At 65.1% G+C, this 19,142-nt stretch carries 15 protein-coding genes; 1 reads left to right on the forward strand and 14 read right to left on the reverse strand.

The genetic code is table 11. The annotated features are described in order from the left end of the window. Positions 1–10: 10 nt before the first annotated feature. The 14 genes from NKG59_RS08440 to NKG59_RS08505 form a co-directional block, all read right to left on the reverse strand. Complete coding sequence (locus tag NKG59_RS08440; RefSeq protein ID WP_253536355.1) at positions 11–1,006, reverse strand: PhoH family protein; 996 nt, start codon at positions 1,004–1,006, stop codon at positions 11–13. A gap of 21 nt (positions 1,007–1,027) precedes the next feature. Next, positions 1,028–2,398: a tRNA (N6-isopentenyl adenosine(37)-C2)-methylthiotransferase MiaB gene (gene miaB / locus NKG59_RS08445; RefSeq protein WP_045203723.1), complete on the reverse strand. Its 1,371-nt coding sequence runs from the start codon at positions 2,396–2,398 to the stop codon at positions 1,028–1,030. A gap of 52 nt (positions 2,399–2,450) precedes the next feature. Beyond that, positions 2,451–2,864: a hypothetical protein gene (locus NKG59_RS08450; protein WP_045203722.1), complete on the reverse strand. Its 414-nt coding sequence runs from the start codon at positions 2,862–2,864 to the stop codon at positions 2,451–2,453. A gap of 90 nt (positions 2,865–2,954) precedes the next feature. Beyond that, positions 2,955–3,953 carry an NAD(P)/FAD-dependent oxidoreductase gene (locus tag NKG59_RS08455; RefSeq protein WP_253536356.1) on the reverse strand — a complete coding sequence of 333 codons (999 nt, stop codon included), beginning with the start codon at positions 3,951–3,953 and terminating at the stop codon, positions 2,955–2,957. Between the two features lie 140 nt (positions 3,954–4,093). Then, the gene (locus NKG59_RS08460; RefSeq protein ID WP_253536357.1) at positions 4,094–5,026 is read right to left on the reverse strand and encodes an OmpW/AlkL family protein; all 933 of its coding nucleotides are present in this window, start codon (positions 5,024–5,026) and stop codon (positions 4,094–4,096) included. Between the two features lie 211 nt (positions 5,027–5,237). Further along, a complete protein-coding gene (locus tag NKG59_RS08465; RefSeq protein ID WP_253536358.1) occupies positions 5,238–6,143 on the reverse strand; it encodes a DUF1571 domain-containing protein in 906 nt (301 codons plus the stop codon). A 20-nt stretch (positions 6,144–6,163) separates the two neighbouring features. After that, a complete protein-coding gene (locus NKG59_RS08470; protein WP_253536359.1) occupies positions 6,164–7,903 on the reverse strand; it encodes an AMP-binding protein in 1,740 nt (579 codons plus the stop codon). Positions 7,904–7,992: 89 nt separating this feature from the next. After that, complete coding sequence (locus NKG59_RS08475) at positions 7,993–9,312, reverse strand: acetyl-CoA C-acetyltransferase (protein ID WP_253536360.1); 1,320 nt, start codon at positions 9,310–9,312, stop codon at positions 7,993–7,995. Positions 9,313–9,316: 4 nt separating this feature from the next. Beyond that, on the reverse strand, positions 9,317–10,237 hold the full coding sequence (locus NKG59_RS08480; protein WP_253536361.1) for a MaoC family dehydratase: 921 nt from the start codon (positions 10,235–10,237) through the stop codon (positions 9,317–9,319). A 7-nt stretch (positions 10,238–10,244) separates the two neighbouring features. Continuing rightward, positions 10,245–11,657, reverse strand: coding sequence for a 3-oxoacyl-ACP reductase (locus NKG59_RS08485; RefSeq protein ID WP_253536362.1), 1,413 nt, complete (start codon positions 11,655–11,657; stop codon positions 10,245–10,247). Positions 11,658–11,691: 34 nt separating this feature from the next. Next, the gene (locus NKG59_RS08490; protein WP_253536363.1) at positions 11,692–14,202 is read right to left on the reverse strand and encodes an acyl-CoA dehydrogenase; all 2,511 of its coding nucleotides are present in this window, start codon (positions 14,200–14,202) and stop codon (positions 11,692–11,694) included. A 116-nt stretch (positions 14,203–14,318) separates the two neighbouring features. Further along, positions 14,319–15,383: a TetR/AcrR family transcriptional regulator gene (locus NKG59_RS08495; protein ID WP_253536364.1), complete on the reverse strand. Its 1,065-nt coding sequence runs from the start codon at positions 15,381–15,383 to the stop codon at positions 14,319–14,321. Positions 15,384–15,639: 256 nt separating this feature from the next. Beyond that, positions 15,640–16,674: a histone deacetylase family protein gene (locus NKG59_RS08500; RefSeq protein WP_253536365.1), complete on the reverse strand. Its 1,035-nt coding sequence runs from the start codon at positions 16,672–16,674 to the stop codon at positions 15,640–15,642. 25 nt (positions 16,675–16,699) lie between these two features. After that, positions 16,700–18,007, reverse strand: coding sequence for an MFS transporter (locus NKG59_RS08505; RefSeq protein ID WP_045203711.1), 1,308 nt, complete (start codon positions 18,005–18,007; stop codon positions 16,700–16,702). Between the two features lie 129 nt (positions 18,008–18,136). On the opposite strand from NKG59_RS08505, the gene NKG59_RS08510 reads away from it, so the two are divergent. After that, complete coding sequence (locus NKG59_RS08510; protein ID WP_253536366.1) at positions 18,137–19,141, forward strand: LysR family transcriptional regulator; 1,005 nt, start codon at positions 18,137–18,139, stop codon at positions 19,139–19,141. Position 19,142 lies beyond the last annotated feature (1 nt).

The following is a 19,142-nucleotide window of genomic DNA, read 5'->3' on the forward strand; positions in this document are numbered from 1 at the left end:
TCAGGCGTCCTTATGCATCTTTATGCTGGGCATGGAATTCGTCATAGGCCTCGACGATGCGGGCCACCAGTGGGTGCCGCACCACGTCGACGCTGGTAAAGCGCGTCATCGCTACGCCGCGCACGTCACGCAGCACATGCTGCGCTTCGATCAGGCCGCTCTTCTGGCCGCGCGGCAGATCGATCTGCGTTGTGTCGCCGGTAATCACTGCCTTGGAGCCGAAGCCGATCCGCGTGAGGAACATCTTCATCTGTTCCGGCGTGGTGTTCTGGGCTTCGTCCAGGATGATGAAGGCGTGATTGAGCGTGCGCCCGCGCATGTACGCCAGCGGCGCGATTTCGATCATCTGGCGCTCGAACATCTTCTGCGTCTTGTCGAAGCCAAGCAGGTCGTACAGCGCGTCGTACAGCGGGCGCAGGTACGGGTCCACCTTTTGCGCGAGATCGCCGGGCAGGAAGCCCAGGCGCTCGCCAGCTTCCACTGCCGGGCGTGTCAGCACGATGCGCTTGATGGCGTCGCGCTCCAGCGCATCCACCGCGCAGGCCACGGCCAGATACGTCTTGCCCGTACCCGCCGGGCCGATGCCAAACGACAGGTCGTGCGATAGGATGCTACGCAGGTACTCGCGCTGCATCGCTGTGCGGCCGTGCAGATCGGTGCGCCGCGTATGCAGCACCGGCGACAGATCATTGCCGTCCGGCACGTCGGCGCTCGATTCCGGCAGGTAAGCGCCGTGCGCAGCCACTTGGCGGGTTTCCACCAGGCCAAGCTGGATATCGTCTACCGACAGCGGGTCACGTGCTGCGCTGTTGTAGAACGTTTCCAGCGCGTTGGCCGCGCCTTGCGCGTTGGCGCCGCGCACGGTGAACTTGCTGCCGCGCCGGTTGATGGTCACGTCCAGCGCTTGCTCGATCTGGCGCAGGTTCTCGTCCAGCGGCCCGCACAGGTTCTGCAGGCGCGTGTTGTCGTTCTTCGGCGCTGTGAATTCTGCGGTGGTGGGTTTCATCAAGTCAGGTTGTGTTGATGATCAGTGAGTTGCGCTGGCCGTACGCTGTTCCGCCACTTCGCCACGCAGCGAATGCGGGAAGGCGTGCACGATGCGCACGTCCAACATCTGGCCGATCAGCTGTTCGCGGCGCGCCTGCGGCAGATCGGGCAGTGCGAAGTTGACGACGCGGTTGTTCTCGGTGCGGCCGTGCAGTTCGGTCGGATCCTTGCGCGACGGGCCTTCCACCAGAATGCGCTGCACGCTGCCGACCATGCCTTGGCTGATGCGCGCTACGTTTTCTTCGATGGTCGCCTGCAAATGTTTCAGGCGTTCGAGCTTGACGGCTTGCGGCGTATCGTCGTGCAGGTTGGCGGCCGGCGTGCCAGGACGCGGGCTGTAGATGAAGCTGAAGGAGGTGTCGTAGCCGATCTCGTGAATCAGGTCCATCGTCTTTGCAAAGTCCGCATCGGTCTCGCCCGGGAAACCGACGATGAAGTCGGTGGCGATCGAGATGTTCGGCCGGATCGCGCGCAGCTTGCGGATGCTGCTCTTGTATTCGAGCACCGTGTAGCCCCGCTTCATCGCCATCAGGATGCGGTCGGAGCCATGCTGCACCGGCAGGTGCAGGTGGTCGACCAGCTTCGGGTTGGTGGCATAGGCCTCGATCAGGCGCGAGCTGAATTCCTTCGGGTGGCTGGTCGTGTAGCGGATGCGCTCGATGCCCGGAATCTCGGCCACGTACTCGAGCAGCAACGCGAAATCTGCGCGTTCGCTGGTGTCGCCCATCTTGCCGATGTACGCGTTCACGTTCTGGCCCAGTAGCGTGACTTCGCGCACGCCCTGTTCGGCCAGGCCAGCCACTTCGGCCAGCACGTCGTCGAACGGGCGCGAGACTTCTTCGCCGCGCGTGTACGGCACCACGCAGTAGCTGCAGTATTTCGAGCAGCCTTCCATGATCGACACGAAAGCGGTGGCGCCATCAACGCGCGCGGGCGGCAGGTGGTCGAATTTTTCGATTTCGGGGAACGACACATCGACCTGCGACCGGCCCGTGCGGCGGCGCGCTGCGATCAGCTCCGGCAGGCGGTGCAGCGTCTGTGGGCCGAACACCACGTCTACGTACGGTGCGCGCGCCACGATGGACGCGCCTTCCTGACTGGCGACGCAGCCGCCCACGCCGACCACGAGATCCGGCTTGAGCGCCTTGAGCGCCTTCACGCGGCCGAGTTCGGAGAACACCTTCTCCTGCGCTTTCTCGCGCACGGAGCATGTGTTGAAGAGGATCACGTCCGCATCTTCGGGCGTGTCGGTGGGGACGAGGCCTTCAGCCGCATTGAGCACGTCGGACATCTTGTCCGAGTCGTACTCGTTCATCTGGCAGCCGTAGGTTTTGATGAAGACTTTTTTCATGTGCCGTTCACAGTGGTTGACCTGGGGGCACGTGCTTCGTGGGGTGCTCTGACTACTGAGACTGCGCTTGCGCCTGACTTTGAGCGGCCACCGCAGCCTTGTAATCGTCATCGCTGACAACCCAGGCTGTCAGCAACTGCTGATACAGATCGAGCTGATAGCGCACCTTGAACGTCTGGCCGACCACCGAACCCGGTGGCAGCAGCCGCCCATCCAGCGACAGAATCCGCACGCCGGGGGCGAAGCGGATATCGGCGCTGGTGCTCCCGAAACCCAACAGCAGGATGCGGACAAGCCCGGTGCTACCGGTACTCAGCGTGCCGGAGTTGGCCGAATTGATGGTCAACTGGGCTGCCGGAGCCGTCGCCGGAATGTTACGCAGCACTTGCGCGTGGGACAGCAGCGGCGCCGATGCCGCAGCAACGGCAGCAAAGGCGAGGGCGAGGACTTGGCGTCGGGTGCGCATGGCGTCGTCAGAAGAAAGCCACCGCCGGGTGAGCGACCCGGCACACGAAACACGAGACAACCCGATATTGTAGCGTTCCGGGGCGAAGTCTTATAGCGCTTCGGCAATCTTGGCGGCCAAGGCGACGCCGCTCAGGAACGCGGCTTCCACGCGCGGGCCTTCGCACCAGTCACCGCAGGCACCCAGGCGGGCGGCGGCGTCCCAGTGGCAGGGCATACCGGCGGACTGCTCCACCAGCGCGTGTGGCCACAGGTGCGCGGCCATCAGATCGGGCTGCGGCGTGCCCGGGAAGGCTTCGGCAAAGCGGGCGTGCATGGCGTGGAGCGCCTGTTCGGGCGTGTCCTGGACATGCGCGGCTGACCAGGCCGGCGACGCATGCACCACCCAGGATTCATCGACCATGACGCGGCCCGGTTTGGTGTTGTCACGGGCGGCCCAGGCGAGCATGTCGTCGTCGATGCGGATGCCGTCATACGGCAGGTCCAGCGGTTGCGCAAAACCCATCATCAGCGCCCAGCACGGGGCGTAGTGCACCGGGGCGATGGCTTCCTGCAGCGACGCCGGCGTGGCGCCATGAAACAGCGCCGGCAGTTCGGGCGCGGGCAGGGCCAGCGCGATGATGTCGGCCTGCGCGGTCTCCGTGCCGTTGCGCTCAATCGTCCAGCGCCGGCCATCGTGCGCCACATGCGTGACGGCGTGGCCGAAGCGCACATCCAGCGGCGCGGCCAGGCTGCGCACCAGCGCGCCCATGCCGGGCAGGCCGACGTAGCGGGCTTCGTCGCGTGAATCGGCTTTCAGGGCGTCGACCGTGCGATGGCCCCAGCGCGCGGGCCACGGCAGCACCGAGCCCTGACGGCCAGCGGCATCTACCGCGCGGCGGAAGGCTTCGCTGCGCACGTTGAATGACTGCGCGCCGTGGTCGAACGCATACGCGGGGGCGGACTCGGGCAGCACCGTGGTGGCCAGCCGGCCCCCCACACCGCCCGCGCGCTCATAGACCGTGGTGGCAATGCCTTCTGCGGCAAGCGCGTTGGCACAGGCAACACCGGCAATGCCGGCTCCGACGATGGCGATGGAAGGCTGGCTCATGGATGTGACGTAGGTGCGGGGCGGGGAATCCGGGAATCGGCGCGCAAATCGGCGCGTAACAGTCCGCCATGATATCGGGTCGCGCCGCAATGAAAAACGCCACCCGGAGGTGGCGTTTTGCGATGGAGCAATTCTGCGGCTTAGAACTTGTAACCCACAGCCAGCCCGAACACGATCGGGTCGACCTTGATGTCGGTCTTGTTGACCGCCAACACCTGGCCTTGCTGGCTGCGGATCGTGATGGTGGAGGTCGTCTTCAGCGGCAGGTACGACACCGTGCCGATGGCGGTCCAGTTCTTGGCAAACTCATACGACACGCCCACGTTGGCGACCGGCGTCCACGAGCTGGACGTTTCCGCCGTCACCTTGGCCGGGCCCGTCGGAACCTGGCCCATGCCGAGCTGCAGCACCTGACCCAGGTTTTGCAGGCCGTTGACGAAGTTCTGGTTCAGCTTCAGGTTGGTGAAGAAGTTGTAGCTGACGCCTGCGCCGACAAACGGGCGCAGCTTGCTTTCCTTGGTGCCGAAGTAGTACTGCGCGACGATTGCCGGGCTCCATTCACGCACGGTGGCGACCGGGTTGTTTTGCGGCAGGCCCAGGTTGATCAGCGTCAGCGGCCCAACAACCGGCACCGGCGCGATCACATTGCCGCTGCCATACAGGTTGAACTTGGGAGGCACGCCACCCACGAACGTACCGGCAATGTTGTCGGTAAAGAAGTGCGTGAACGTGAGCGACAGCGTATTGGCGTTACTGACTTTCACGTCAGTTCCTGGCGACTGATAGGTGCCCAGGCCCAGTGCGCTGGTGGTGGTGGTCAGGGGCGTGGCCGAATCCATCGGGCGGATGTAGAACCAGCCCAGTGCCATGACGTTGCGGCCCCAGACGTAGTTGTCCATGAAACCGCTGAAGCCGCCACCACTGCTGCTGCTGATGCCACTGCCGCTACCGCTGCTGGCGCTTGCGGCCACGTTGGCCTCTGCGGTGGATTGGGCGTGAGCCAGGGGGGCAGCAAGGGTGCTGGCGGCAGCGCAGGCAAGGGCTGCAGCAAGGCGGAGGGCGGTGCGGTTCATGTGGTTGTCTCTCTGGATTGGATTGTTATCACGCCTTGGTGTGGCGATTTGTGTTTCCGCAGCATAACGCAGCGCTTTTGTTCGGTTGCGCTGCGATGATCGAAGTTTTCCTCTAGCGTGTACGCACGCAACAAGGGGTTTCCCCTAGTCTCGTTTCATACTCTCCACCGGTCGGCGGAGCCTTGGCCCACAACGGTCTCCGGGCTGCTGTCTAAAATTTGTATTCCGGATTTTTAGGGTTGAAAGTCTGGTCGTTCCAGGTCTTGCGCGTCACGCTCTCAATGACGATTTTCTCGAGCTGATTGCCCGATTCATCCCACGCTTCTTCAATGCGCACCCACGGGTTTTTGAGGTCGAAATACAGGCGCACGCGCTTGGCGTAGAACGTGGGCGGTCCGCTTGGCGCATCCCAGGTCAGCCGCAGCATGCGCTCACCGTCTTCGGTCACCATCTTGGCTTCGCTGAACTTGCCGCTGCCGCCGGCTGCCAAGTGGGCACGTCCGTCGCGTTCGAGCGTATCGACGATGAATTGCAGCCCAAGCTCCCGCGCCGTGTGGTTCGACTGCGATCTGGCCAGCGAGCCATCCAGCGCACTCCAGATCGCCACGAAACCGACGAGCCCACCCAGGTGGCCGTACATCTCGTCCTTGCGCACGGTTTCGTCGTAGATGATTTCCTGACCAGCGTGCGAACCGCCCTTGAGCCAGCGCGCGTAGACCTGGCGCGGTGCGTTGCGGTAGCGGATGAGCATGAGCGCCGGCTGGCTTTGCCACTGGTCTTTCACGCGTTCCTGGCGGCGCATGCGGTATTCATATTCGGGCAGCTTGGCCGCCTCACCCTTGAGCCAGCGCACCAGCGTTTCGGGCTTCATGGCCTGCGCCATGGCGAGGACGTCTTCGTCAGACCAGCCCGCAAACGCGTTGGCGTGGACCTGGCTGCCGAGCCAAGCCGTCTGTCTGGCGATGTCCATGGCGGCAAAGCCGCCAATGGCGGCCGATTGCGATGTGGCCGCCGGTGCGGCTGCCGCAGGCAGGGAAGCATCCGGCGTGGCGGGCTGGGCCCAGGCGTGTGCGGCGCCTGCCAGCACCATGGCCAGGGCGAGAGTACGCAAGCGCATACAAGTCTCCGGTGATGTTGTTATTGCTGCGCCTGCGCGCGGGCGCGCTTGATGTCCGGATCGGCATCGCGCAGTTCGCGGCGCAGGATCTTGCCCACCGTCGACTTGGGCAACTCTTCATGGCGGAACTCGACGATGCGCGGCATCTTGTAGCCGGTCAGATGGGCGCGGCAGTGTTCGAGCAGCGCGGGCTCGGTCAGCGCGCCGCTGCGCGGCACCACGATGATCTTCACGCGCTCGCCAGCCACCGGGTCGGGCACGCCAATGGCCGCCACCTCCAGCACTTCGGGGTGCAGCGCCACCACGTCTTCGATCTCGTTCGGGTACACGTTGAAACCCGAGACCAGGATCATGTCCTTCTTGCGGTCGATCAGGCGGATGTAGCCGTTGGCGTCCATCACGCCGATGTCGCCGGTCGAGAACCAGCCTTCAGCGTCGATGGATTTGGCAGTTTCATCCGGGCGCTGCCAGTAGCCGCGCATGACTTGCGGCCCACGCACCTGCAGTTCGCCGGGTTCGCCCAGCGGCGCGATCGTGCCGTCGTCGCGCTTGAAGCGCACTTCGGTGGACGGCGCGGGCAGCCCGATCGTGCCGCTGAATTCGGTCACCTGCGGCGGGTTCATCGACACGACTGGCGAGCATTCCGTCAGCCCATAGCCTTCAACGATGGTGTGGCCCGTGACCTCTTTCCAGCGCTGCGCAATCGCACGCTGCACTGCCATGCCGCCACCGATGGTGATTTTCATGGCCGAGAAATCGCGCTTGGCAAAGTCCGGATCTTCCAGCAGCGCATTGAACAACGTGTTCACACCCGCAATGCCCGAGAAGCGCTCGTTGCGCAGGATGAAGATCACGCGCTTGGTGTCGCGCGGATTGGCGATCAGGATATTGCGCCCGCCAAGCGTCATGAACATCAGCAGGTTCACCGTGAGCGAGAAGATGTGATACAGCGGCAGCAGTGTGACGTTGGTTTCCACGCCGCCGTTGAGCATGCTCTTGGACCACTCTTCGGCCTGCAACAGGTTGGCGATGATGTTGCGGTGGGTGAGCATCGCGCCCTTGGCCACGCCCGTGGTGCCGCCGGTGTATTGCAGGAAGGCAATGTCTTCCGGCGCCAGTTGCAGCGGCTGCATCGCGCGTGAGCCGCCGACGGCCAGCGCATCGCGCAGCCAGACCGGCGACGGCAGCTTGTAGGGCGGTACCTGCTTCTGCACGTGGCGCATCACGAAGTTCAGCGCGCGGCCCTTGAGGTTGATCGCGCCGCCCATCAGGTCGCCAATGCCGGTAATGACGATGTTGCGGATATCGCTGCCGGGCAGCGCCTGCTCCAGCGTGCGGGCGAAGTTCTCCAGCACGACGATTGTCTGCGCGCCGGAATCGCGCAGCTGGTGCGCCAGTTCTGGCACCGTGTACAGCGGGTTGACGTTGACGACGATGGCGCCGGCCAGCAGCGTGCCGAACAGGCACACCGGGTACTGCAGGCTGTTGGGCAACATGATCGCTACGCGGTCGCCTTTCTTCACGCCGCGCGATTGCAGCCACGCCGCAAACTGCTTGGCCTGGCGTTCGCATTCGTCGTAGGTCATCTCGGTGCCGACACTCACGTAGGCGACGCGGGTGCGGTACTTCTCCACCGATTCGCGAAACACCTCGGCCAGCGAGTGATAGCGATCGGGGTTGATTTCGGCGGGTACGCCTTCGGGGTACGACTTCAGCCAGATGCGGTCGGTAAGGCTGTTGCGGTCGGCAACGGTGTCCATGGTGTCTCCGTCCATGAAAAACGCGGCGTGGTTTTGTTATGTGCCGCGCGGGTTCTCGGGTCGGGCCGTTCCCGTATTGGCCCGAAGGTTCAATGCGACATCGTTTCGGGGCGCTCCAGAATGGCCACCACGCCTTGTCCGCCCGCAGCGCAGATCGACACCAGGCCGCGGCCGCTGCCGCGCTGCGCCAGCATCTTGGCCAGCGTGGCGACAATGCGCCCACCCGTGGCGGCAAACGGATGGCCCGTGCCCAGTGAGCTGCCATTCACGTTGAGTTTGCTGCGGTCGATGCTGCCCATGGGTGCATTGCGACCGAGCTTTTCGCGGCAGTATTCGGGCGATTCCCACGCGGCCAGCGTGCTGAGTACCTGGGCGGCAAAGGCTTCGTGGATCTCGTAGTAATCGAAGTCCTGCAGCGTGAGCCCCGCGCGTTGCAGCATGCGCGAGACGGCATAGGCCGGCGCCATCAAGAGCCCTTCGTTTTGCTCCGGCGTGCCGCTGAAGAAATCGACGGCAGCCGTATCCGCGCAGGTCATGTAGGCCAGCACGGGCAGGTTGTGCTCACGCGCCCAGTCTTCGCTGGCAAGCAGCACGCACGATGCGCCGTCGGTGAGCGGCGTGGAGTTGCCGGCGGTCATGGTGCCGGCCGCGCTGCGATCGAACACGGGCTGCAGCTTTGCCAGTTGCTCGATGGTCAGGTTGCTGCGTAGGTTGTTGTCGCGATCCAGCCCCAGGTGGGCGGTCATCAGATCGGTGAAGAAACCGCGCTCGTAAGCGGCCGTGAGGTTGTGGTGGCTGCGCAGGGCCAGCGCGTCCTGATCTTCGCGGCGGATACCCCAGCGCTTGGCCATCAACTCGCAGTGTTCGCCCATCGACAGGCCGGTGCGCGGCTCGCTGTTGCGCGGCAGCAGGGGGCGCACGAACATCGACGGCCGCAGGCCGGCCAGCGCTTTGACGCGCGCGCCGGTGGACTTGGCCCGGTTGGCCTCCAGCAGGATCTTGCGCATCTTCTCGTTGAGCCCAACGGGCGCATCGGACGTGGTATCCGTGCCGCCGGCAATGCCCACGTCGATCTGCCCCAGCGCGATCTTGTTGGCGACGAGGATGGCCGCTTCCAGCCCCGTGCCGCATGCCTGCTGGATGTCGTATGCGGGCGTCTGCTTGGCGAGCGTGGTTGAGAGCACCGTTTCGCGCGTGAGGTTGAAATCGCGCGCGTGCTTGATGACGGCGCCGGCCACGACTTCATCCAGGCGCTGGCCGTGGAGGTTGAAGCGGTCGATCAGGCCCTGCAGCGCGGCGGTCAGCATCTGCTGGTTCGACGCCGTGGCGTAGGCCGTGTTCGAGCGCGCGAACGGAATGCGGTTACCCCCGAGGATGGCGACGCGGCGCACCTGCGCGTTGACGAGCATGGATTCAGTCTCCCGTGTTTTCTTGTTGTGCTTGCGGCAGCGTCAGCATGCCGCGCAGATAGGGTTTGTCGCCCGCAGCGTTGCGCACTTCAAATGCGCGACCGGGAGTCGCTTCGTTGGCTTGCCACAGCGTCGCCGCCCCGGGCAGCGATAGCGGCGTCTTGAACTCGACCGCCACTTCGCCTTGCGTGAGCGGCGCGGTCGGCAGCAGCGCGGCCAGCGCACGGGCCTTCGTCCACATTCCGTGGGCAATGGGTTGCGCAAAGCCGAACAGCTTCGCGCCGATGTTGGATACGTGGATGGGGTTCCAGTCGCCAGACACACCGGCGTAGCGTCGGCCGGTGTCGGCAGGCACATCCCAGTGGCCGACGGGCGACAAGTCCTGCGCATTTGGCAGCGCAATCAACGGCGCACCCTGCGGAGAAGTCACGCCCACGCGCAGATACGTGGAAAGCGATTCCCACACCACCGCACTGCCTCTGACGATGGTCGTTTCAATAGCGAACGCCTGCCCGCGTGCATGGTGGAACAATCTGCGTGGGCGCACTTCCACGCGCACGCGCTCGCCAGCCTGCAGATGCTGGTGCTGGCGGATCGTGTTGCACAGGTGAACCAGGCCGATCACCGGATACGGAAACGCCGATTCCGTCATCAGCATCAGTTGCAACGGAAAGCCCAGCAGATGCGGATATGTCATCGGCACGCCATGCGCCGAGGAGAAACCGCACACCGCCGCGTACTGCGCGATGTGTTCGGCCTCAAGCGGCACTTCCCGGCGCACCAGCGTGTGGCGGGGCAGCGGCCCGCCGCGCCTGCCCTTGCGTTGCGACAACAGCGCGCGCCACGCCAGTGCACCCGGCGACGGCGGCTCGGTCACCAGCGTCTGGGTCGCGATCATCGGATAGGGCAGGGCTAGCGAGCGCATGGTCGCCTCAGGCTCCTAGCAGGCTTTGCCCGCACACGCGCACGATGTTGCCTGTCACGCCGTTCGACGCGGGGTTGGCGAACCACGCAATCGTCTCGGCCACGTCGACCGGCTGACCACCCTGGCTCATCGCGTTCATGCGGCGGCCGGCTTCACGGATGGCAAACGGCACGGCCGCTGTCATCTGCGTTTCGATAAAGCCCGGCGCCACGGCGTTGATGGTGATGCCGCGTTCGGCCAGCAACGGGGCGGCAGCCTGCACGAGGCCAATCACGCCAGCCTTGGATGTCGCGTAGTTGGTCTGCCCCAGGTTGCCCGCGATGCCGCTGATGGACGACACGCACACGATGGCCCCGCCTGCATGCAGCGCATTGGCCGCAAGCAGCGCGTCGTTGATGCGCAATTGCGCTGTGAGGTTGATGTCGAGGACGCTGCGCCACGCGGCTTCGGTCATGCGGGCGATGGTCTTGTCGCGCGTGACGCCCGCGTTGTGCACCAGGATGTCGATGCCGCCCAATGCAGCAAGTTGCTGCGCGAGCAGGGCGGGCGTCTCGGGCGCGGCAATGTCGTAAGCCATGGCTTCACCGCCGATCTCCTGCGCGACGGCGTTCAGCGCTTCCTGCGCGGCGGGCACATCCAGGCACAGCACGCGCGCCCCATCACGCGCCAACACGTGCGCAATGGCTGCACCGATGCCGCGCGAGGCGCCGGTGACCAGCGCGGTGCGCCCCGCGAGCGGCTTCTGCCAATCCACCGAGACCGATGCGGCGCGATGCACGCGCACCACCTGCCCCGACACATAGGCCGAGCGTGCCGACAGCAGAAAGCGCAGCGTCGACGCGGCCACGTTTTCCGCACCTTCCGCTACGTAGACGAGCTGCGCCGTGCAGCCGCGCCTGACTTCCTTTCCGAGCGAGCGCGTGAGCCCTTCCAGCGCGCGCTGCGCAATCGCCGTTTCGGGCGTCTTGCAGGCCTCCGGCGGGCGACCGATCACGACCACGCGGCCACACCGGCCGATGGCGCGCACGCCGTCGTGGAACACGTGATACAGCGCGTCGAGGCCGTCGATCGACGCAATGCCCGTGGCATCGAAAACGATGCCGCCAATGCGATCGAACGCGTCGCCGTCCTTGCCCGTGGGCTCAACAAAGCGGCCGGTGATCTGCCCGTGCCGGTTGGCAGCGCCGAGCCATTCCGGATCGCTTTCATGAAAGCGCGTGGGTACGCCGGCCTCGGCAAACAGCGCGGCGAGCGTCTCACGCATGGAGCCACCCGGCGCCGCGCCCACCGGAAACGGCCCGACAAATTCCGGTTCCCCCGGCACATAACGGCGCAACGGCACGGGCTGTGGCAGGCCAAGGTTGGCCGACAGCCACTTGCCGAAACCGGAACCGACGAAATCGAGGTACTTGTCTTGCATCGTTGTTGTTGTCGTTTGTCAGGCCCCTGGGCCATCAGGCTGCGTGGCGCTCGGCAGCCTGCAGGGCATCGAGCGCATCCTTGCGGCGCTGCAGGTCGGCCATCAGGTTGAAGTCGGGCGGGAAGTCGTCCACGGCGACTGCGTGCTCGCCGTAGCGCGCGTAGTCGCACAGTTGTTTGCGTTCGCCTTCGTCGATGAGGTTTTGTGCGACGGCTTGCGCGGTCCAGGCTTCGAAATCGGGCAGGCTTTGTGGCACCGGCGGCAGCTTGCCAGCGCGGATGGCCGGCTTCAAGCGTTGCTCGATCGCGTCCACCGCGGGTTGCAGGCGGAAGGCCGCTTCGCCATAGGCGATGGGGTCGACCTCGGGTGTCGGGCAGTACGAGTCTGCCAGCAGGCGATCGCGCACTGCGCCCGGCGTTTGCATCAGCTCGGCAACCTGCGCAGCCAGCGCATCCGACGGCCTGCGATACGGCGTGCCGAACGGGAAGATCAGCACACGCAGCAGCGCCGCGATGCCCGCGTTCGGGAAGTTGGCCAACACGCCGTCGAGCGCATCGTGCGCCTTCACCAGCGCGTCCTGCACCGACCAATGCACGAGTGGCGCGTCCTCGGCGGGGCGGCCCTCATCTTCAAAGCGCTTGAGCGTGGACGAGATCAGGTACATCTGCGAGAGGATGTCGCCCAGCCGCCCCGTGATGCTTTCGCGGCGCTTGAGTGTGCCGCCCAGCGTGAACATCGACACATCGGACAACAGCGCCAGCGCGGTCGAGAATCGGTTCACGGCTTGGTAATAGCGCTGCATTTCCGGTGCGGCATTGCCCGGCGCACTTGCCGCGCGCCCGCCGGAGAGCGCATGCAGGAACGCACGCACCAGGTTGCCCGCGATGAACGCGCCGTGGCCGAACAGCGCTGCATCGAACGCACGCAGCGTCTCGGGGGAATAGGCGCCTTGCGCGGCCGTCATCTCGCGCAGCACATACGGATGGCAGCGGATCACGCCCTGCCCGAAGATGATCAGGCAGCGCGTCATGATGTTCGCGCCTTCCACCGTGATGGCGATCGGCACTTGCTGATACGCACGCGCCAGGAAGTTGTTCGGCCCCATGCAGATGCCTTTGCCGCCGACGATGTCCATCGCATCGGTCACCACATCGCGCGCACGTTCCGTGACGTGGTACTTGGCAATGGCGGAGATGACCGAGGGCTTCTCGCCCAGGTCTACGGCCAGCGCAGACAGACGCCGCGCGGCATCCATCATGTACAGGTTGCCGCCCATGCGGCCGAGCGCCTCCTGAATGCCCTCGAACTTGCCGATGGGCGTGCGGAACTGGCGGCGCACGGCGGCATACGCACCGGTGCTGCGCACAGCCAGCTTGGCCATGCCCACGTTGGACGACGGCAGCGAAATCGCACGGCCCGCTGCCAGGCATTCCATCAGCATGCGCCAGCCACGGCCCACCTGCGCCTGGCCGCCAATGACCCAATCGATGGGAATGAATACGTCCTTGCCCCAGTTGGGGCCGTTCTGGAACACCGCGTTGAGCGGCCAATGGCGGCGCCCGATGTTCACGCCCGGATGCTTCGTCGGAATGAGCGCGCAGGTGATGCCGGGCTCCTTGTCGCTACCGAGCAAGCCATCCGGATCAACCGCGCGAAACGCCAGCCCCAGCACCGTCGCGATGGGGCCGAGCGTGATGTAGCGCTTGCTCCACGTCACGCGAAAGCCGAGCGTCTCGCGGCCTTCGTGCATGCCGCGGCAGACCACGCCCACATCAGGAATGGCTGCGGCATCAGAGCCGGCATACGCGTTGGTCAGCGCAAAGCAGGGAATTTCTTCGCCGCGTGCGAGGCGCGGCAGGTAGTGGTTTTTCTGCGCTTCGGTGCCGTAGTGCAGAAGCAGTTCGGCCGGGCCGAGGGAGTTGGGCACCATGACCGACACGGCTGCGGCGGAGCAGCGCGTCGACAGTTTCATGATGACCTGCGAATGCGCATACGCCGAGAAGCCTTTGCCGCCGTATTCCTTCGGGATGATCATGCCGAGGAAGCCGGCACGCTTCGCATAGGCCCATGCGTCGGGCGACAGGTCTTGCCAGATCTGCGTACTTTCCCAATCGTTGGCCAAGTCGCAGAGCTTTTCGGTTTCGACGTCGAGGAAAGATTGCTCTTCCGCCGACAGGCGCGGCGGCGGCGAAGACAGCAATCGCGACCAGTTGGGTCGGCCGGAGAACAGTTCGGCATCCCACCAGACGGTGCCCGCTTCAATGGCGTCGCGCTCCGTTTGCGACATCTCCGGCATGATCTTGCGGAACATCGCCAGCACCGGGCGTGCGATGAGGGCCCGGCGCAGCGGCTTGAGCGCGAGCACCAGCGCCGGCAGCACAAAGACGATGGCGAGTACCGTGGTCATCACCGGGCCCACCAGCCCCAGCCCAGCGCCGGCCACCAGCCACACGGCGGTCGCGACCAGCCAGGCGAATGCCGAGGCTTCCATGCTGGCGAGCCCGAGCACGCCGATGCAAAGCAGGACGATCCAGATCGTCGTCATGAGGGTCTCCATTCGATGCGTCTATGTGCCGGATGTCTCGAACACGGGCGGCACCTGCCAATTGCCCGAGCGACTCCCGTGCCCGCACACGGGAGATCGTGGCCGGGCCTGGGTTGTCAGGCGTTAGGGCTGCGCCAGGGGCGCATCGGATTGGCCGGGAAGATTGCGCGAGCTGCATTGCTGCGGCGAACGGCCAATGCCCGGGTGCGCGCGGAGGGCGCGGGGCCGTCGCCATCGCTGTCGTCACCGTGATGATCGTCGTGTGCATTGGCACCGAGATCGTCGTGGTCGTCTGCGGCGTCGTCGGCGCTTGCGCGTGCGGCGGGTGTGCGGCCGAACAGGTCACCGGCAAAGGGCGAGGCGGTGGTGTGCGTCGGGCTGCGTTCTGCGCTGCGGCCGTTGCCGTGCCCGACGTGGCGCCCGGAGCCGCCGTTGCCGCTGTCGTTGCCATTGGCGGCATCGTCCGCTTGCGCAACGGGCGTGGGCACCTGGGCTTCGGCCAGTTCGACCACCTGGTCGAGCGCACCGGCCTCGCCGGGCAGGGGGGCGTTGAGCGTGGCCACCACCAGCGCCGTCAGGCGTGCCAGCAGCGAGGCATCGTTCATCGTCTTGCCCTGCGTGAACAGCGGCAGCAGGTTGTTGAGGTCGTCCCCGGCCAGCACGCCGGCCAGTGCCTTGAGCGCAAAGTGCAGGCGCCAGCCCAGTTCTGCGCGCGGCAGGTGCGGCAGCGCACGCGAGAAGGCCTCGAAAAAGCGATCGAACACCAGCGCGTAGTGGCCGAGCAGATAGTTCTGCACGAACGGCGAGGTGTCGGAATACACGCGCCCCATCAGGCGCAGGAACGCAGGGCCGCCGGTGTCGGGGTTGCGCGCCATCTGCAGCGCCGGCACAAACAGCGCGCCGAGCACGTGGTCGCAGGTCAGTTGTTCCTTGGTCCAGCGTTCTTCGCACGCGGTCAGCAGCGCCAGCCGGCGCGTGTTGAGCGGGTCGAGCCTGCGCCCAAGCACCGACTGCATCAACGCTTCCTTGCTGCCGAAGTGATAGTTGACCGCAGCCAGATTGACCTTGGCGCGCGCCGTGATCTGCCGCAACGACATCGCCTCGTAGCCGAACTCGATGAACAGCAGTTCGGTGGCTTCCAGAATGCGGCCCTTGGTGTCTCCTGCTCCAGGACGTCCCATGTCTCCTACCTCGTTTTTTTAGGCCTGATATCGAGGTCGATTGCTGCAGTGCAGCGCTCGAACGTACGATTCAAACATGTGTATGGGGTTGCCCGGGCATGTTAGGAACAGACGTTTGAAAACGCCAAGCGCCCAATTCGAGCGGGGACTCTAGAGGAAGGAAGGTTGCCAAGCCAACGTATGAAACACGTGGCTTGGAAAGTGAGTGGGCGCAAACATCAAAAAGCTAAAGGAGGTCTGCGCCCCGGTTGGCGGGTCAGCCGGCCGGCTGATGGAGGGAGGTCAGGCCGCCAAAGAATGCGGCAGCGTTTTGTGCAAGGGTGGGGAGGTGATAGCCGCCTTCCTGGACGACCAGCGTCGGCAGCCCGATCGCGCCAACTGCATGGCCAAGCCGGCCGAAGCCCTGCGTCGAGACATCCACCTGCGATTGCGGGTCTTCGCGATAGATGTCGAAGCCGAGCGACAGCACCAGCGCATCGGGCTGAAAGCGTTCGAGTGCCGCAATCGCATCCCCGAGCTTGTCGAAGAACACCGATTCCGGCGAGCGATGCGGCATCGGCAGGTTCACGTTCAGGCCCAGGCCATCGCCCGCACCGCGCTCGTCGTCAAAGCCGGCGACGACCGGGTAGAAGTTGGTCGGATCGCCATGGATGGAGATGTACAGCACGTCGGCGCGGTCGTAAAAGATCTCCTGGATGCCCTGACCGTGATGCATGTCGGTGTCGAGAATGGCCACGCGCCTGAATTTGCCGCGCAGCGCCTGTGCGGCAATAGCGGCGTTGTTCAGATAACAGAAGCCGCCGGCTGCCTCGCGGCGCGCATGATGGCCGGGCGGGCGGCACAGCGCGTAGGCCGTGCGCTCGCCATGGAGGATGGCTTGCGCGCCGGCTGCTGCGCTCTGTGCGGACCAATACGCCGATCGCCATGTGTTCTCGCCGACTGGGCAACTGCCGTCTGCCAGGTAGCGGGCGGCCTGGGCCAGCACGCCGCGCAACGCATTGGGCTCGCGCACGAAGATGTTCGACATGACCTCGTCACCCCAGTCTTCGGGCAGGCGCAGCCAGTCGGCATGAGCGTCTTGCAGGAAGCGCAGATAGGGCTCGCCGTGCACGGCGGTGAGCGGCGCGATGCCGTGATCTTCGGGCCGCGCAATGGTAAAGCCGAGGTCGCGCGCCGCCTGCAGCAGATTCAGCGCGCGCTCCGGCACTTCCTGCGGCGTGCGCATCTTGCCGCGCGAGTAATAGCTCTGCGGATGGTGCAGAAGCTGTTCAGGGTGAAAGAACGTCAGCATGGGTAAAGCAAGGGTGGGGAGACTGTTATGCGCCGACTGCCTCGCCGGCAGTGGCACGGCCGCGCTGGCGCACATCGATGGCGGCAATGCACACCAGCGAGATACCGGCGAGCAGCGTGTAGAACACCGCTAGCGGCCACCATTCACCATGGAAGCGCTGCGCGAGGATGGTGCCGACCAGCGGCGTGAGCCCGCCCGCCACTGCGCCGCACACCTGATATGACAGCGAGATTGCCGAATACCGCACGCGCGTTTCGAACACGCCCGACACGAAGCCCGCAATGACCGAGTAGAAGCTCGCCATGCACACCACGGCCAGCGCAATGCCCAGCACCATCAGCGGCGCCTGGCGCGTCTGCACCAGCAGGAACATCGGATACGGCGATGCCATTGCCAGCAGTGCCATCAGCTTGAGGAAGCGTGCGCCGCCAAGCCGTTCCGCCAGCCATGCCGCCAACGGTTGGGCGAGGAACTGGATGAACGCGACCACAAACAGGCAATCGAGAATCAGCGTTTTCGACAGCGACAGATACTGCGTCGTGTACGCGATCATGAACGTGTTGGTGAAGTACACACCCGCAATGCCGATGGTGTTAGCGCCAATGCAAAGCAGCACCGGCACACGCGCCGTGCGCCAGACTTCGGCGATTGGCAGCTTGGCCGTCTTGCGCTGCGCCTGCACCTGCGCAAACTCCGGCGACTCATTCACGCCCAGGCGGATCGCCACGCCCACCAGCAGCAGCACAGAGCTGGCGAGGAATGGCAGACGCCAGCCCCAGTCCATGAACGCATCCTTCTCCATCGACGTGACGAGGCGAAACGCCAGCAGCGAGAGAATCAACCCGGCCGGGCTGCCCAGTTGCGCAAACGATGCGAAGAACGTGCGGCGGCCCTTGGGCGCGTGTTCGCCCGCCATCAGCACCGCGCCGCCCCATTCGCCACCGACCGCGATGCCCTGCACCACGCGCAGCAGCACCAGCAGCACGGGCGCGAGGGCGCCGGCGGTGGCATACGTCGGCAGCAGCCCGATACCGATGGTCGCCAGGCCCATCATCGTGAGCGTGATCATCAGCGCTTTCTTGCGACCGATGCGGTCGCCCCAATGGCCGAACACGATGCCGCCCAGTGGCCGCGCGAAAAAGCCCACGGCAAACGTGCCGAACGAAGCGAGCGTGCTGAGGAATGGATCGCCGCCCGGAAAGAACAGCGGCCCGAACACGAGCGCAGCGGCGGTAGCGTAGATGTAGAAGTCGTACCACTCGATCATGGTGCCGACAAAGGCGGCGGTGGCCGCGCGCGCAGGCTGGCGCCCGCCGGGTTGAGACGGTTGCATGGTGTAGCTCCTCACAGATTTTTTAGCCCGCCGCTTCAAGGCGACGATGCGTGTTTATTGCCGCTTGACGGGTATTAGTCAAATTCTGAATACTTATTGTTTGTATAAATTCAACTCATATTCGCCGCCATGGATCCGTCCGCTCTTGATCCCGCCCTGGTCAGCGACCGGCTTGACTGGAACCTGCTGCGCACCTTTCTCACCATCGTCCACGAGCGGAGCATCAGTCGCGCGGCGGTGCGGCTGCACATCACGCAGCCGGCGGTCAGCCTCGCGCTGCGGCGCCTTGAAGATCAGCTCGGCCACACGCTGATTGAGCGGCGCGGCTCGCACTTTCGCCTCACGCGCGTTGGCGAAGACGTGTTGCGCATCGCCACCGATGTCTACGGCAATGTGGCGCGGCTCGGCTCAGAGCTTGGTGAACCGCAAGACGATGTGAGCGGCGTGCTGCATCTGCTGACGGTCAGCCGCATCCAATCGGGCGTGTACGACGAATGCCTGGCGGCGTTCCATCGCCATCACCCGCGCGTGGATCTGCAGGTGGAAGTGATGCGCAGTACGGACATCCTCGATGCGCTTGCGCAAAAGCGGGCGGGCATTGGGCTGAGCCTGTGCCGCACGCCCGTCGAAAAGCTCGAGCGGCAACTGTTCCTGCGCCAGCGCTACGCCGTGTTCTGCGGGCGGCATCACGGGTTGTTCGGGCGGATGGGCTTGTCGATCAGCGATCTGCTCGGCGAGAACTTCGTTTCGTTCTTGAGCGACCAATTGGGCGATGCGCTATCGCCGCTGGCGGTGTTTCGGGATCAGCAGGGATTTACCGGTCGCATCGTCGCCACGTCTCCGAGCCTGGACGAGATCAAGCGGCTGGTGTTTGCGGGGTATGGGATTGGCTGCCTGCCGGAGCACATCGTGGCGGACGATGTGGCGCAGCAGCGCTTGTGGCGGCTGCCGCCTGAAGAGGGTGTTGCCGACATCGATCTGTACCTGATGTGGCACAAGGAGCGGCGTCTGGCGCCAGCTGAAGACGCGTTCCTCGCGCATTTCCGGCGGTATATGGCGCGGTATTCGTTGGCGGAGCGGCTGGGGGACGTGGTAAATGCGCCGTTGGCGGCATTGCGGGCGCCGGTGGGGTAAA

This window comes from Ralstonia chuxiongensis, assembly GCF_024158925.1.
In the GTDB taxonomy this organism is placed as follows: Bacteria; Pseudomonadota; Gammaproteobacteria; order Burkholderiales; family Burkholderiaceae; genus Ralstonia; species Ralstonia chuxiongensis.